The sequence below is a fragment of the Providencia xihuensis genome (assembly GCF_041953405.1).
GTDB classification, from domain to species: Bacteria; Pseudomonadota; Gammaproteobacteria; order Enterobacterales; family Enterobacteriaceae; genus Providencia; species Providencia vermicola.
The window spans coordinates 3757298-3773085 of record NZ_CP169565.1 but is presented as its reverse complement, the minus strand read 5'-3'; the positions used below and the strand labels follow the sequence as shown (position 1 = coordinate 3773085).

The 15788-nt window shown below is 42.9% G+C and carries 14 protein-coding genes; 4 read left to right on the top strand and 10 right to left on the bottom strand.

What is annotated here, in order from left to right:
- Nucleotides 1-3: 3 nt before the first annotated feature.
- Nucleotides 4-2169, bottom strand: coding sequence for a TonB-dependent receptor (locus tag ACE2AL_RS17110; protein WP_272574021.1), 2166 nt, complete (start codon nucleotides 2167-2169; stop codon nucleotides 4-6).
- Nucleotides 2170-2633: 464 nt separating this feature from the next.
- On the opposite strand from ACE2AL_RS17110, the gene ACE2AL_RS17105 reads away from it, so the two are divergent.
- The gene (locus ACE2AL_RS17105) at nucleotides 2634-4184 is read left to right on the top strand and encodes a methyl-accepting chemotaxis protein (RefSeq protein ID WP_375083713.1); all 1551 of its coding nucleotides are present in this window, start codon (nucleotides 2634-2636) and stop codon (nucleotides 4182-4184) included.
- Nucleotides 4185-4542: 358 nt separating this feature from the next.
- Here ACE2AL_RS17105 and fis read toward each other — a convergent pair whose 3' ends face one another.
- The 9 genes from fis to ACE2AL_RS17060 form a co-directional block, all read right to left on the bottom strand.
- Entirely contained in the window at nucleotides 4543-4839 is a 297-nt protein-coding gene (gene fis, locus ACE2AL_RS17100) for a DNA-binding transcriptional regulator Fis (protein WP_004258438.1), read from the bottom strand.
- A 7-nt stretch (nucleotides 4840-4846) separates the two neighbouring features.
- On the bottom strand, nucleotides 4847-5830 hold the full coding sequence (gene dusB, locus ACE2AL_RS17095) for a tRNA dihydrouridine synthase DusB (RefSeq protein WP_206083522.1): 984 nt from the start codon (nucleotides 5828-5830) through the stop codon (nucleotides 4847-4849).
- 316 nt (nucleotides 5831-6146) lie between these two features.
- Nucleotides 6147-7031, bottom strand: a complete 885-nt coding sequence (gene prmA / locus ACE2AL_RS17090; RefSeq protein ID WP_206083523.1) for a 50S ribosomal protein L11 methyltransferase — start codon at nucleotides 7029-7031, stop codon at nucleotides 6147-6149.
- 116 nt (nucleotides 7032-7147) lie between these two features.
- Entirely contained in the window at nucleotides 7148-8587 is a 1440-nt protein-coding gene (gene panF, locus ACE2AL_RS17085) for a sodium/pantothenate symporter (protein ID WP_206083524.1), read from the bottom strand.
- On the bottom strand, nucleotides 8577-8819 hold the full coding sequence (locus ACE2AL_RS17080) for a YhdT family protein (protein WP_206083525.1): 243 nt from the start codon (nucleotides 8817-8819) through the stop codon (nucleotides 8577-8579). Before ACE2AL_RS17080 ends, panF begins: the two co-directional genes overlap by 11 nt.
- A 174-nt stretch (nucleotides 8820-8993) precedes the next feature.
- On the bottom strand, nucleotides 8994-10340 hold the full coding sequence (accC, locus tag ACE2AL_RS17075) for an acetyl-CoA carboxylase biotin carboxylase subunit (protein ID WP_206083526.1): 1347 nt from the start codon (nucleotides 10338-10340) through the stop codon (nucleotides 8994-8996).
- Nucleotides 10341-10352: 12 nt separating this feature from the next.
- Complete coding sequence (gene accB / locus ACE2AL_RS17070) at nucleotides 10353-10823, bottom strand: acetyl-CoA carboxylase biotin carboxyl carrier protein (RefSeq protein ID WP_206083527.1); 471 nt, start codon at nucleotides 10821-10823, stop codon at nucleotides 10353-10355.
- 18 nt (nucleotides 10824-10841) lie between these two features.
- Nucleotides 10842-11306: a type II 3-dehydroquinate dehydratase gene (gene aroQ, locus ACE2AL_RS17065; RefSeq protein WP_272539225.1), complete on the bottom strand. Its 465-nt coding sequence runs from the start codon at nucleotides 11304-11306 to the stop codon at nucleotides 10842-10844.
- Between the two features lie 231 nt (nucleotides 11307-11537).
- On the bottom strand, nucleotides 11538-12521 hold the full coding sequence (locus ACE2AL_RS17060; RefSeq protein ID WP_272539226.1) for an oxidoreductase: 984 nt from the start codon (nucleotides 12519-12521) through the stop codon (nucleotides 11538-11540).
- A 607-nt stretch (nucleotides 12522-13128) separates the two neighbouring features.
- Here ACE2AL_RS17060 and ACE2AL_RS17055 point away from each other — a divergent pair.
- The 3 genes from ACE2AL_RS17055 (at nucleotide 13129) to mreD (ending at nucleotide 15752) form a co-directional block, all read left to right on the top strand.
- Complete coding sequence (locus ACE2AL_RS17055) at nucleotides 13129-14172, top strand: rod shape-determining protein (protein ID WP_047756254.1); 1044 nt, start codon at nucleotides 13129-13131, stop codon at nucleotides 14170-14172.
- Nucleotides 14173-14255: 83 nt separating this feature from the next.
- Entirely contained in the window at nucleotides 14256-15218 is a 963-nt protein-coding gene (mreC, locus tag ACE2AL_RS17050) for a rod shape-determining protein MreC (protein ID WP_206083530.1), read from the top strand.
- A 45-nt stretch (nucleotides 15219-15263) separates the two neighbouring features.
- Entirely contained in the window at nucleotides 15264-15752 is a 489-nt protein-coding gene (mreD, locus tag ACE2AL_RS17045) for a rod shape-determining protein MreD (protein WP_206083531.1), read from the top strand.
- Nucleotides 15753-15788 lie beyond the last annotated feature (36 nt).

Below are 15788 nucleotides of genomic sequence, written 5' to 3'. Positions count from 1 at the left end.
AAATCAATAGGTCGCTTTTATACCCGCAAAGAATGAACGCTCATTTCCCGGAATTAATGAACCATAGCCTGAGGTGACGTAATCGTAGTAAGTTTTGTTCATCAAGTTAGTAACACCACCATATAATTCAATATGTTCAATAGGTGCATAACGAACACTGAGGTCGATAAGCTCACGAGATTTCACTACGCCATCTTCTTCTTTATTGGCATCAGAGAGAAAATTATTGTACGAACCGTAATAGGTGTATTGAATATCCCCTGATAAATCCTCGGTAAAGTCGTATTTAATTTTTAGTTTAACGGAATGCTCTGGCACTTTGGTTAAACCACTTTTGGTGTAGTCGATGGTGTTTTTACCATTTTCCTCCAAAAATTGGCGTCCATGATTATTGTAATCTGAGCGTCCTCTGAGCCATGAATAAGACTCTTGGAAGGTGAAATCGCCGAGAGTTTGTTGGAAGTCGACATCGGCTCCCCAGCGGCGAGTTTTTAGTAAGTTCATCGTTTTCGCGTCATTAACACTGGTAAGATAAATACGATTTAGTTGATTATTGGTATTTGATGTCCAGAGCGTTACATTGACTGTGCTGAACGCCAATTTATCTCTAAGGCCAAGCTCAAATAAGTCATATTTTTCATCTTCGGCCTTAGTCGGGGTATAGATTTTTTCACCATTAACAACGGATTGATCGCTGATTTGCAGGCCGTCAGGAAGGGTGTAACCTCGTTCGTATCGCCCATACACTCGGCCAGTATCACGATAAAGATAAGCAAGGGAGAGCTCCGCCGCGGTATTCCAACGGTCTGAGGTACCCGAGCCATTTACCGTACCACTTTTATCAAATGACCATTCAGACAATTCACGTCTTAAACCTTGCGTAAATACAAACTGCTCTGATTTCAAACTGTTAAGTGCATAAATGGCTTTTGTTGTTTTATCGTAATCGAAATTATGAGGAACTCCATAATAGCGGCCTTTCTTATCTTTTTTATAGCTACCAATATAATGAATTGAGGCTTTTTGTTGCGAATAATCAACACCAAGAAGTAAATTGCTATTATCAAGATAACCAATATCTAATTTTATTTTTGTGCCGTGGCTTTTTTGATCAACTTTTTGTTCCCAATTGGCATTATTGGTATAAAAACCATCGGTATAGAAAACATCAGTGGCAAAATTTAGCTTATCGGTAAATGCATTTTGATAGCTAAGGTTATAGCTATCGACCTCGCGGTCGCCAATTAAATAACCACTAATGGTTTTTTTAATCAACTGACCATTTTCATCAATACCTACAGTGACGGTTTTATCTGGTGGAACGTAGTCTTTACCGTATTTTTTGATATTACGTGAAGTCAGCGTTTTAACGTACTGTGAGCTTTCCGTGAGATGGCTTCCACGTAACATAAGACTTTGATCTGGCGTGAGATCCCATCTCCCACCTAACGAGTAATATTCTGAGTTACGGTAAGTATCTTTATAGTAGAGGTCACGGTTGAGTTTACTGGCTGTCCCCAACAAGGAGAATTTATCATTAACCCGAGCACCTAAGTTGGCATTTAAGCGGTATCCTTCTGAGTTCCATTCAGATAAAACGCTGGTTTTAGGATCGGCCATACTTCTTAAGTTAGAGGTAATGTTAATAACGCCACCCGCAGTGCCTGAACCATAAATAACGCTTCCACCTCCCGGAATAATTTCAATCCGCTCAAGCTGTTCAACAGGGATGATATCGTAGTTAGTAGTATAAGGATGATTCGCAAGGGTCGTAATCGGGGCGCCATCAAGTAACACTTGCAGATTACGCTGTGAGGTTTCTGCGCCTTGTCCACGCAGGTCAATATTTCCTTGCCCAGAGGTATCTACGCTAATACCAGGAACGGATTTAAGCACATCAGAGATGGTGCGGTTCCCTTTTCCCTGAATATCTTCTTTTGTAATAACAATAATTTGCTTGGTATCTCGCAAACGTTCAATTTCAACATAATCTGGCCGAGCGTAGCTATCTTGTAGCTCAATCGTATCATCATCACCTTGGGGTTGTGACGATTTGGGTTCTGTGTTGGCTGCATAAGTTGTAAAAGAAAGAATAGATAAAATAGTAAAACAAATAATATTTGGCTTAAGTTTAACCCTATTGTTTCCAACGGGGGAGATAGTTTTCATTGGAGTAGGCTTGCCTTTTGTAATGATAATGCAAATGATAATCAATATTATTATATTAAAAGTAATTTCAAGATCAATATATTTAAGTCAATTTATGAGATAGATAATTATTTGATTTAAGTGAGAATAAATTGTGAATTGATATCGACATGATTAATGATGAAATCGATTATGTAGCGGGAATTGAGTATAAGAACAGTATTGGGCAAAGATAAAAGCTGGTGCATAAGCTTAGGGTTAAGAAACTGTATTTAGCGATCTTTATCAAACTTATAAAATTAATTTATAGCGTATACAAAATTAATTCTCTTAAAACCAAATAATAACCCTGTTGAATTATAAGTGTTTTTACTTATTTTGCTGATTTTTGTCTATTAAATAACCCATTTAAGAGGCTAATTTTTTTCTCTTTATCGCCGATAAAGTTAAATATCGTCATTTTATCCCACCAAAAGAGAAATTGTATGCAGAAACTTCGAAACTACTCAATTCGTGCTGTTATGCTCATTTTATTAGGGCTTCTATGCTTGATCTTGGGGGGAACCAGTCTCTATAGCGGTTGGTCTTTGTCTCGGATTGCTGATGGTAATGATATCGATAGGCAATTGGTGAAACAGATGACAGTACTCAGTCAAGGAAATGACCAATATTTTCGTTTTGTCACACGGTTAACGCGTGTGATGGAAAGTAAAAATGAGGGAAAAACTATCGATTATGCACCTGTTAAAGATGCGATGGAGAATATGGCAAGCTATCTTGAGCAGATGAAAGCGATTTCGCCAGGGCCGATGGAAACTGAGATTTCTGAGCAAGTGATTAATAGCTGGCAGGCACTACTTGATGAGGGTGTTAAGCCACAGTTAGTTCTAGGCATGGGAGATAATTCACAGGAATATTTAACCCACGCGCATAATGTGACCCCAGCATTGAGCAGAACATTTGGCGCATCAATCCAAAAGTTTAATCAATCAGCAGAAGAGATGATCAGTGCAACACGTGACCAAGTTGATAATCAAATGGATATTACGCGTGTCGTAATGATTGTTGCGACGGTACTCGGGGTATTAACTCTAATTTTCACCGATCGCTACCTTGCAGCTATGATGCAAAAGCCATTGGATTTGCTAAGACAATATTTTTCGCAAATAGCGAAAGGGGATTTAAGTCATTCAATTAAGCCTTTCGGAAACAATTGTGTTGGTAAACTATTTCCGTTGCTTGAAGAGATGCAAACAAGCTTGCGCGGATCAGTTAGTATTATACGGCAGGGCAGTGAAAATATTTATCTCGGGGCGAGTGAAATTTCCAATGGTAACAGTGATCTTTCATCGAGAACGGAAGAACAAGCGGCAGCGTTAGAAGAAACGGCGGCGAGTATGGAACAAATTACTGCGGCTGTGCAGCTGAATATGGAAAACACTCTTCAAGCGAACCAATTAGCAAGTGAAGCGTTTGTCGTAGCAAACAAAGGAAATACGATCGTTGATTCAGTTGTTGTGACAATGAATGAGATATCCCAAAGCTCACAAAAAATCGCAGATATCATCAATATGATTAACGATATTAGTTTTCAAACCAATATATTAGCGCTAAATGCCTCCATTGAAGCGGCAAGGGCGGGTGTACACGGCCGTGGTTTTATGGTCGTCGCGGCTGAAGTCCGTAAGCTAGCGAGTCACAGCGCGGATGCGGCAATGGAAATCGAACGTTTGATTGCGGATTCAGGGGCCTGTGTTGAAAAAGGGACAGGACTAGTTAATGAAATGGGTAAAACCATGGAAAACATTCTGCAAGGTATCAATGAAGTGACTGCGATTATGAAGCAGATAACGGTGGCTTCTGAAGAGCAAAGTAAAGGTATTGCTCAAGTTGGTGTGGCGATTACACAGATGGACAGCGTTACACAGCAAAATGCTTCTTTAGTTGAGCAAGTGGCAACGGCGGCCAGTTCATTAGCTGAGCAAACTCAGGAGTTACAGCAGGGGGTTAGAAAGTTTCAACTAACGAGTGTGTAACCCGTTAGTTGATTAAGCTGAAACCGGGGGATAGGATAACTAACTGTATTTGTTAGATTATCTTATTCCTTTGCGTAGGTATTCTGGTCAATTTGACTCAGGAACACTTCAAGGTCAGTTTCTAATTGTAAACCACTAAGGGGGCTATAAGAATATAAGCCATCACTGATTTGTTAATCAGACTTAGCGCATCACCTTGTGCTTATTTTTTGGAATCGCTTGTCATGGGGCGATATTGTTGATTACCGCGGTAAGTGCCAAGAGATTGTGAGCAGAATTTTTGGGGGGAGGGGGAACAAAAAAGCATTCCCTGAAAAACAGGAAATGCCTTTAAAAACACTGCATTAACCGACTAGGATTAGTTCATGCCGTATTTTTTCAGTTTCTTACGCAGAGTTCCGCGGTTGATCCCCATCATCAGGGCTGCACGGGTCTGGTTTCCACGGGTATATTGCATAACCATGTCCAACAAAGGCTGTTCTACCTCAGCCAATACCAGCTCATATAAATCGTTAACATCTTGATTATTTAATTGAGCAAAATAGTTCTTCAGTGCTTGCTTAACTGAGTCACGTAACGGTTTTTGAGTTACTTGATCTTGTGAATTTACAGTAGCAACGGTTAGTACGTCAGAATTTACGCGTTGTTCGAACATAGTTCTGTCAGCTCTTATCTTTATTTACGCAAAAATTTTCAAAAAATGCTTCCAACACCTCCAGCTGTTCGCTGGCATCCTCAATGGCGTTGAATGAGCGCCGAAACTGGTCATCAGGTGCATGTTCTTTTAAGTACCAAGAAACATGTTTGCGCGCGATACGGGCTCCTTTGCCTTGACCATAAAAGTCGTGCAATTCCTGTACGTGCGCGAGCATAATGCGTTGTACCTCTGCCATAGGCATTGGTGGCAAGAGCTCACCTGTGTCCAGATAATGCTGGATTTCCCGAAAGATCCAGGGTCTTCCCTGAGCGGCTCTGCCTACCATCAAGGCATCCGCCCCTGTGTAGTCTAGAACTGCTCTGGCTTTATGCGGGTCAGTAATGTCGCCATTGGCAATAACCGGAATGGTAACAGTCTGCTTAACTGCCCGAATGTTGTCATATTCAGCCTCCCCATTAAACAGACAGGCTCTAGTTCTGCCGTGAATAGTGAGTGCTTGAATGCCGCAATCTTCGGCCAATTTGGCAATCTCTATGCAGTTTCGCTCTTCAGGTGACCAGCCTGTGCGGATCTTAAGCGTAACGGGAACATCCACTGCTTTAACAACGCCTTCGAGAATCGATTTAACGATGTCTGGATAACGTAACAGTGCTGAACCTGCAAACTTACGATTCACTTTTTTAGCTGGACAGCCCATGTTGATATCGATGATTTGAGCGCCACTCTCAACATTAATTTGAGCCGCGGCAGCCATTTCATCGGGATCATTGCCAGCTATTTGAACAGAACGAACCCCAAGTTCATCACGATGAACCATTCTGAGTCTAGATTTGTCTGTCTTCCAAACTTGAGGGTTAGAAGAAAGCATCTCCGATACTGTCATCCCTGCACCCATGTCATAACAGAGCGACCTAAACGGTTTATCTGTAATGCCTGCCATGGGGGCAGCAATAAGACAGTTTCTCAACTGATATTGTCCGATTCGCATATCTAAATGGGGGCCATACTGTGACTGCAAGGGCGCGTATATTACGCATTTTTTACGAGATATGAAAGGACAAACTTTGAGCAAACGGTTATTTATCACTAATTTTTTTATCTTGCATTTTTGCAATTTTAAAATTAGTTATATTTAACAAATAGTTAAGATAACTACGTAACCATTTATTAAAATAACTGTTATGCTGTTCAAATCTCGTGCAGAACAGATTATCGCCAGCAACTGAGCAATATTTGAGCTATAAGATAATCTATTCTGCGCTTATTTTCAAAGAAATTATTCTCTGATTTTTATAATTTTTCTATTAAAAATGCTTGACACCTGTGATGCGGCACCATTCTTCTTTCTCGGCAATAGGGTCGATTTCAAAGGTTGCGCGGTAAGCATCTGCGACACTTTCTGCCTGTGTTGCGAGAACACCCGAAAGTCCTAGTAACCCACCTGCACGCGGTAGCACGCTTATCATTGGTGCTAATTCACGTAATGGGCCAGCAAGGATGTTAGCGACGACGACATCAGCTTGGAGCTCTTGGGGTTGGTCTTTCGGTAAGTAGAGAGATAAACGCTCTGAAACGCCATTACGTTCAGCGTTATCACGGCTTGCCGTAATCGCTTGAGGATCAATATCGATCCCGATGGCATGAGCGGCACCGAGCTTGAGTGCAGCGATCGCTAAAATCCCAGATCCGCAACCAAAGTCAATCACCGTTTTACCTTCTAAATCAAGGCCATCAAGCCACTGTAAACACAGGGATGTGGTTGGGTGAGTTCCTGTTCCAAATGCTAAGCCAGGATCAAGCATCACGTTTACCGCAGTTGGATCAGGGACATCTCGCCAGCTCGGGCAGATCCACAAGCGCTCACCAAAGCGCATTGGGTGAAAGTTATCCATCCACTCTCTTTCCCAGTCTTTGTCTTCTAACTGTTCGATTTTGTGGGCAAAACCAGTGCCCAGTAGAGGGCTATTTTCTAATTGAGCAACAACGAATTTCATCTCCGTTTCTGCATCAAATAAGCCAATTACATCAGTATCACCCCACAGACGGGTTTCCCCAGGTAGCGGTTCGAAAACAGGGGTATCGTGGCTGTCTTGAAATGTTACAGAGACTGCGCCTGTTTCAATAAGTTCATCACCCAGTGCTTCCGCATGTTGGGCTGTGGAGTTAATTTTGATTTGGATCCAAGGCATAGTATTCCTTAAATGCTCACTATGTTTTGGGCTATCGCGTAATTGGTGCAGATAGCCCACACGATTTAGAGCATGAATGTCATATGACGAGACAATGTCAAAAACAGGTCTCTAAATTAATTTGTCGTCAATTGTACTGGATTTTTGCCAAAAAGATTACCGACAAGAAACGCAATTAGGCTAAAAATCAGTGATGGTACGATGGCGTGGAAATCCATGATTTCGATTTTGAAGCTTGCTAAGATTGCATAGCTTACTCCTCCGACAACCATGCCACTAACCGCGCCCGTTCCGTTGGCTTTCTCCCAATACAGTCCAAGTACCAGTGGCCATAAGAAAACGGCTTCTAACCCACCGAAGGCTAACAGGTTTAGCCAAATGATCATTTGTGGTGGGTTCCACGCAGCAATGAGGAGTAATGCGCCCAAGATCAGAGTAGAAAAGCTGGAGATCCGTGCGAGCTTCTTCTCATTTCTTATTTGTTCTGGTGCTGCGTTCAGGTAAATATCTTTGACGATAGTTGCTGAAGATTGCAGTAATTGGGCATTAATGGTGGACATAATTGCCGCCATAGGCGCTGCTAAGAAAATCCCTGCGGCAAAAGGCGGTAGTACTTGTACCATCAAGGTTGGAATGACTTGGTCAGGGATAGTGAGGTCAGGTATGATTGCTCTACCTAATGCGCCCGCAAAGTGCATTCCAAACATCAATACCGCCATCACGATAGTGCCCAAAATAATACCACGGTGAACGGCTTTACTGTCTTTGTATGAAATACAGCGTACCGCAGTGTGTGGTAAGCCGATAACACCAAAGCAAACCAAAATCCAGAATGATGCTAAGAACGGCCCACTTAGAATATCATCGCCCCCTGCTGGGGAGACTAATTTCGGATCAATAGACTGTATTTTTTCAATTGCAGCAGGGAGGCCCCCTGCATGATAAATGATGGCAACAAGTAAAATCACCGTGCCAAGCAGCATGACGAGCCCTTGTAAGGCATCGTTTAATACACTCGCCCGAAACCCGCCAATCGCGGTATATAGCGCGATGGAGACACCGAAGATAATTAACCCATATGTGTAGGGAATACCTGCGGCGGTTTCGAGTAGTCTTGCCCCGCCAATAAACTGTACAGTCATTGCCCCAAAGAAGGCAATCAACAGGCTAACACTGGCGAACCAGACTAAAAATCGACTTTGGTAGCGAGCGTACAGCATATCGTTTAGAGTCACTGCATTATAGCGACGCGCCAAGATAGCGAATTTTTTCCCTAATACTCCGAGAGATAACCAAATAGCAGGGAGTTGGATCATAGCAAGGAGCACCCAGCCCAGACCATATTTATACGCTGCACCAGGCCCACCAATAAATGAGCTTGCGCTAATATAGGTTGCTGTAATGGTCATGGCTAGGACAAAGCCGCCCATGGAACGGTTACCTAAAAAGTACTCATTGAGGAATTCCCCTTTCGTCCGTTTTCTATAGGCGTAGACGGATAACAGGAAAACTAGTGCTAGATAACCAATTAAAGGTAGAAGAACTTCAATCTGCATCCTTCTCCTCCAGAGGAATATCTTTAAAAATGATTTTGACCATCATAATGCAGAGCAAAATAAAAATGACGGGGACAATAATGCATGACCACTCAAACCATAACGGTAGACCAGTGATACCACGCGTATTGTCGGGTAGATAGGCACTAATTATCCAGCCTATCATGTATGCGATGGTCAAATAGAGAGACCAACGCGCTTCCTTATTGGATTGAAGAAAACGTTTATCCATCCGTTATTCCTCCTCACTCACAGAAAAATAATCAGGGATTGTACGATAATCCGCAGGTAGAGTGTAAGAAAAGGCAGAATAAAAGTGCGAGAAAAGGTATTTAATGCAAAAAAATGCCGCGAAGCAGGGCTTTGCGGCATTAATTGACGATGAGTCAAACAGACAATTTCAAAATTACTCAGAAATGCCCAGTTTTTTCTCTAAATAGTGGATGTTAGTTCCACCTTTTTGGAAGTTTTCATCGTTCATGATCATTTGGTGCAGTTCGATGTTGGTTTTGATGCCATCAACGATTAACTCATTCAATGCATTTTTCATACGAGAAATAGCAATTTCACGGGTTTCACCATAGGTGATCAGTTTACCAATCATTGAGTCATAGTACGGAGGCACTGTATAGCCTGCGTAGATATGAGATTCCCAGCGTACACCGAAGCCACCTGGAGAGTGGAAGCGTGTGATTTTACCTGGGCTAGGAATAAAGGTTTTCGGATCTTCTGCGTTGATACGACACTCAACCGCATGACCGTGAACCACAATATCTTCCTGTTTCACTGATAATGGTAAACCCGAAGCAATACGTAATTGCTCTTTGATTAAGTCAACGCCCGTGATCATTTCAGTCACTGGGTGCTCAACCTGAATACGGGTATTCATTTCGATAAAGTAGAATTCACCGTTTTCGAACAGGAATTCAAAGGTACCTGCACCACGGTAACCGATTTCAATACAGGCATTTGCACAGCGTTCACCGATGCTACGGCGAATTTCAGGGGTGATCCCTGGTGCAGGTGCTTCTTCAACCACTTTTTGGTGGCGACGTTGCATTGAACAGTCACGTTCTGCTAAATAAACCGCATTGCCTTGGCCATCAGCCATAACTTGAATTTCAATATGACGTGGGTTTTCAAGGTATTTCTCCATGTAAACCATATCATTATTGAAAGCGGCTTTCGCTTCAGCACGCGTCAGATTGATGGAAGATTCCAAATCTTTTTCGTTGCGAACCACACGCATACCACGACCACCACCACCACCAGATGCTTTGATGATCACAGGGAAACCGATGCGTTTTGCGATGGTTTTATTTTTTTCGGTGTCATTACCTAGTGGGCCATCAGAACCTGGCACGCACGGAACTCCTGCTTTTTTCATCGCGTTAATCGCAGAAACCTTGTCACCCATTAGGCGGATGGTTTCAGCTTTGGGACCGATAAAAATAAAGCCCGAGTTTTCAACTTGTTCTGCGAAATCAGCGTTTTCAGCCAAGAAACCATATCCTGGGTGAATCGCTTGTGCGCCTGAAATTTCTGCTGCGGAGATAATCGCAGGGATATTTAAGTAGCTTTTTGCAGAGGCTGCTGGGCCAATACAGATAGTTTCATCAGCCAGCAACACGTGTTTTAGATCGCTATCAGCCGTGGAGTGAACCGCTACAGCTTTGATGCCTAATTCTTTACAGGCACGCAAAATACGTAGTGCGATTTCCCCGCGGTTTGCGATGACAATTTTTTCCAGCATGGAGACGCCTCGTTATTCGATGACAACTAATGGCTCGTCAAATTCTACTGCATCACCGTTTTGCAACAGAATGGCTTTAACAACGCCTGCTTTGTCTGCTTCGATTTGGTTCATCATTTTCATCGCTTCAACGATGCAAAGTGGGTCACCAACACTCACAGTTTGGCCAATTTCAACGAATGCTTTCGCTTCTGGGCTTGGCGCACGGTAGAACGTTCCTACCATTGGTGAGCGAACTTGATGCCCTGCAACGGTTGCAGGAGCAGCTGGTGTTGCCATTGCTTCAGATGGTGCAACAGCATTTGCCAGCGCAGGTTGTTGTGCAACAGGTGCTGAGTAAAATTGTTGAGGTGCAGCCATAACTTGAGAAGCAGGAGCGACACGGCTGATACGTACTGACTCTTCACCTTCAGAAATTTCCAGTTCAGAAATGCCAGACTCTTCGACCAGCTCGATCAACTTTTTAATTTTACGAATATCCATGGATATGATTCCGTACTCTTATATTTGGATTGAATTAATTAGGCGCACGCGGTTAACCGCTGCCTGTAAAGCAAAACGGTAGCCATCAGCACCTAGACCACAAATTACACCGACAGCTTGGTCGGAGAAATAAGAATGTTGGCGAAATGGTTCTCTCGCATGCACATTAGACAGGTGGATCTCGATAAACGGGAGACACACCGCCAATAACGCATCACGTAGAGCTACGCTAGTATGTGTGAATGCAGCCGGATTGATGAGAATAAAATCAACATCATGGCGTGCTGCATGAATTCTATCGATCAGTTCATGCTCTGCATTTGATTGAAAATGACTCAATTTTACACCTAACTGGCCTGCTTCAACGTCCAATTTTGCGACGATATCAGCAAGAGTCTGGTTGCCATATTTATCTGGCTCCCGTGTACCTAGCAGGTTTAGGTTTGGCCCGTTCAAGAGTAAAATGTGAATATCTTCTGCCATTATGCTGCTAACTCCGACGATATATCAATAGTCCGACAACATAACGCGATGTTGAGCGTTTGTCATCTTTTATCATAAAAATAAATGGAATTTCTACCGACAAAGGACGCTATTATAATTATTTCGTGGCATATAGCAGCAAAATACTGGTCTTATCAGAGAAATTACCCGAATTTATTTTGTGAAATGTGCGGTAATCCGTATTTTTGCCAGAGAGCCGCACGTATTCGGTTATTTTTCGCAAAGATTGACTAGAGTACGTCCAGTCACTTCATTTTTTAAGAGTTTTTTTGCATATTCTGCAGCTTCTTCCAATTTGATTTCAGAGCATACTTGCTCATAGAAAGCAGCTGGCAGCAATCGTGCAAGGCGTTCCCAGACTTTCGCGCGTTTTGCCGCAGGAAAATAGACTGAATCGACTCCTTGTAGGCGCACATTACGTAAAATGAAAGGCATCACACTGGTCGGTAAGTTAAAACCACCAGCCAAGCCACAAGCTGCAATGGCACCATTATAATGGGTTTGTGCCAGCAAGTTAGCCAGCAATTCACCACCAACGGTATCGATAGCCCCTGCCCAAAGCTGTTTATCGAGTGGTTTTGCGGGATGTGTAAAATCACTGCGCGGTAAAACGCGTTTTGCGCCTAGCGTCTGCAAATAAGCGTTATTTTCTTCACGTCCAGAAATGGCGACCACGTCATAGCCTAATAAAGATAACAGTTGAACCGCGGTGCTGCCGACACCACCACTTGCCCCACTGACAACGATTTCGCCTTTATCTGGCGTAATGCCTGCATCTTCTAGAGCCTGGACACACAGCATAGCGGTAAAACCCGCAGTGCCAATAATCATCGCCTGTTTTAAAGAGAGTTGCTCAGGAAGGGGGGTTAAATAATTTGCAGGAACACGGGCTTGTGAGGCTAAGCCCCCCCAATGGGTTTCACCGACCCCCCAACCTGTCAATAAAACATGCTGCCCAACTTGAAAACGAGGGTCTTCACTGTGGTGAATGACGCCAGAAAAATCGATACCAGGCACCATCGGGTATTGTCTTACTACACCCGCTTTCCCATTAATGGCGAGCGCATCTTTATAATTTAGTGTGGACCAGTGAATATCGACTATAATGTCCCCGGCAGGTAGCATTTCTGTTGTCAGAGATTGGATATTAGCGGTGATTTTTTCATCGGATTTGTTTAGGACGAGAGCTTTCATCGTTCACTCCTAGTGAAATGATTAAATATGTCATTTAAAATGCCGAAAATTTAAAGGTATTTCATTGACGTAATAACGGTTCTTAAGCTATTAGTAATGTAATTATTTTGTAAAAATTTATTTTTTTCTGGCATAAATAGGCTTTTATCATGCAAAATAACGCATCACGACGAATTCATTTTGCGTACTAATACAAATTTGCCTCATTTTTGGTAGATAATAGAGCGAACACTCGTGAAATTCATCTGATTTGTAGTGAAAATAACCAGTGCGTAGCAATAATAAAAAGATATAAATATTATTTGAACTTGTAGTCACAATTACTTGTCACACTGGGAATACAAATAATGGAGTATATAACAGCCAAAGAGTAGGGGTTATTTTTACGTAATTCTATCTGGTGATGGGAAAAGTGAAATTAATATCTATTTTTGAGGTTTTTATCTGCTTCGTTTCGATAAGAAGCATGTACAGTACGGTACGTGAAAAATAGATGAATTGACCATATTTATAGAAGCAGCTCATTAACGTCTTGAGGCCGCTTCAAGTGGTTGGTAGAGTAGACGGGTTTATATTCGTCCCCAGCTTGCAGGATAACTCTTTCGTTATGTTTAAAAAATTTCGTGGCATGTTTTCTAATGACTTGTCTATTGACTTGGGTACGGCCAATACCCTCATTTATGTCAAAGGACAGGGCGTAAAATTAAATGAACCCTCTGTAGTCGCTATCCGTCAAGACCGTGCAGGTTCGCCGAAAAGTGTGGCCGCAGTCGGTGGTGAAGCCAAACAGATGCTGGGACGTACACCAGGTAATATTTCTGCAATCAGACCAATGAAAGACGGCGTTATTGCTGACTTTTTCTTGACTGAAAAAATGTTACAACACTTCATTAAACAAGTTCATAGCAACAGCTTTTTGCGTCCAAGCCCTCGCGTGTTGGTCTGTGTACCTGTCGGTGCAACTCAAGTTGAACGTAAAGCCATTCGCGAATCCGCCTTAAGTGCTGGTGCGCGTGAAGTCTTCTTAATTGAAGAGCCTATGGCTGCGGCTATCGGTGCGGGTCTTCCTGTATCTGAAGCAACAGGTTCAATGGTGGTTGATATCGGTGGTGGTACTACGGAAGTCGCTGTTATCTCATTAAATGGTGTGGTGTATTCATCCTCTGTTCGTATCGGTGGTGACCGTTTTGATGAATCCATTATTAACTATGTTCGTCGTAATTATGGTTCACTGATTGGTGAAGCAACGGCTGAGCGTATTAAACACGGTATTGGCTCTGCATTCCCAACTGATGAAGTGTTTGAAATTGAAGTCCGTGGTCGTAACCTTGCTGAAGGGGTTCCACGTGGTTTCAAAATGAATTCCAATGAAATCTTAGAAGCATTACAAGAGCCGTTAACGGGGATTGTTAGCGCGGTTATGCTTGCACTGGAACAGTGTCCACCTGAATTAGCGTCTGATATTTCAGAGCGCGGAATGGTCTTAACGGGCGGTGGTGCACTTCTTCGTAATTTAGATCGCTTATTAATGGAAGAGACTGGTATTCCAGTTATCGTTGCAGAAGATCCTCTAACCTGTGTCGCCCGTGGTGGCGGTAAAGCGTTAGAAATGATTGATATGCACGGTGGTGACCTGTTTAGCGAAGACTAAATGGCCAACTATAAGCAGTTAGGTTGGTGCCTAGCTGCTTTGACTATTTTTGATCCTCTGACATTAGCGAAACTTAGCCACACATGAAGCCCATTTTTAGGCGAGGTCCATCCCTACAGTTACGCATTTTTTTTGCGGTAATTATTGCACTTGTGCTGGTGGTGATTGACCATCGATTCGAGCCCTTCAATAAAGTCCGTAACTACTTAGACACGGCGGTCAGCCCATTCTATTTTTTGGCTAATGGCCCACGTCAGTTCCTAGACAATATCTCAGAAAGTTTCTCTTCACGGGAACAGCTGCAATTTGAAAACAAAGCATTGCGCCAAGAGCTGCTACTGAAAAAAGCCGATAACCTATTACTGGAACAACTTAAGCAGGAAAATGCGCGCTTAAGGGAGCTTCTCGGTTCGCCATTACGCCAAGATGAACACATGATGGTGACGCAAGTTATTTCAGGTGCGAACACGCCTTATCGTGATCAAGTGGTGATTGATAAAGGCAGTAATGAAGGCGTTTATGAAGGTCAGCCCGTTATTAGTGATAAAGGCGTTGTCGGCCAAGTGGTGGGAGTGAGTAACTTTAATAGCCGCGTATTATTAATCTGCGATACCACACATGCTCTTCCAGTACAGGTTCTGCGCAATGATGTGCGTGTCATTGCCGCGGGTTCAGGGTGTGCGGATGATTTACAGCTTGAGCCATTACCTGAAAACACCGATATCCGTGTTGGGGATGTGCTCGTTACCTCTGGCCTAGGTGGGCGTTTCCCTGAAGGTTACCCCGTTGGGGTAGTCTCTGCGGTGAAACATGATACACAACGTGCATATACTATCATTAGCGCCAGACCAAGCGCTGAGCTACAACGTTTACGTTATCTTCTGCTTTTATGGGGTAATGATAGTGACCCGAAAACGCCGTTACAGCCATCAGAAGTGTACCGTGCAGCAAATGAACGCTTAATGAAAGTGCTCCCGCAAGTTTTACCGAATCCAAGTGAAATTCAAGGGCCACCATTGCCACCATCAATGGCACCGCAACCATAGGTAAAGGAAATATTATTATGGTTATGGGTAGGAGGAATGAATTAAATGGATGAATACCGTGGTAATGGACGTGCTATTATCTGGCTGTCCTTTATTATTGCTCTGATTTTGCAAGTCATGCCGTGGCCAGAACAGCTTAATTTTTATCGGCCATCATGGTTGCTGTTGATTTTAGCGTATTGGGTGATGGCGTTGCCACACCGCGTGAGCGTTGGCACCAGCTTTATTTTAGGTATTATTGTTGACTCCATTCAAGGCTCTGCTCTGGGCGTTCACGCGCTTTCCTTCAGTATTATTTGTTATCTCGTCGCCTATAAACATCAATTATTACGCAATATGGCGCTATGGCAGCAAGCGCTCGTCATTATGTTGTTGACCATTATCCAAGATCTGGCGGTATTTTGGGCTGAGTTTTTATCATCTCAGGTATTATTCCATCCGCAAGTATTCTGGAATAGTCTCGTCAATGGTATCCTGTGGCCATGGCTGTTTTTGCTTTTACGAAAAATTCGTCGACAGTTTTCAGTGTGTTAAGGGCTTTAACTGTCGTATCTGACGGAAAATATTTTT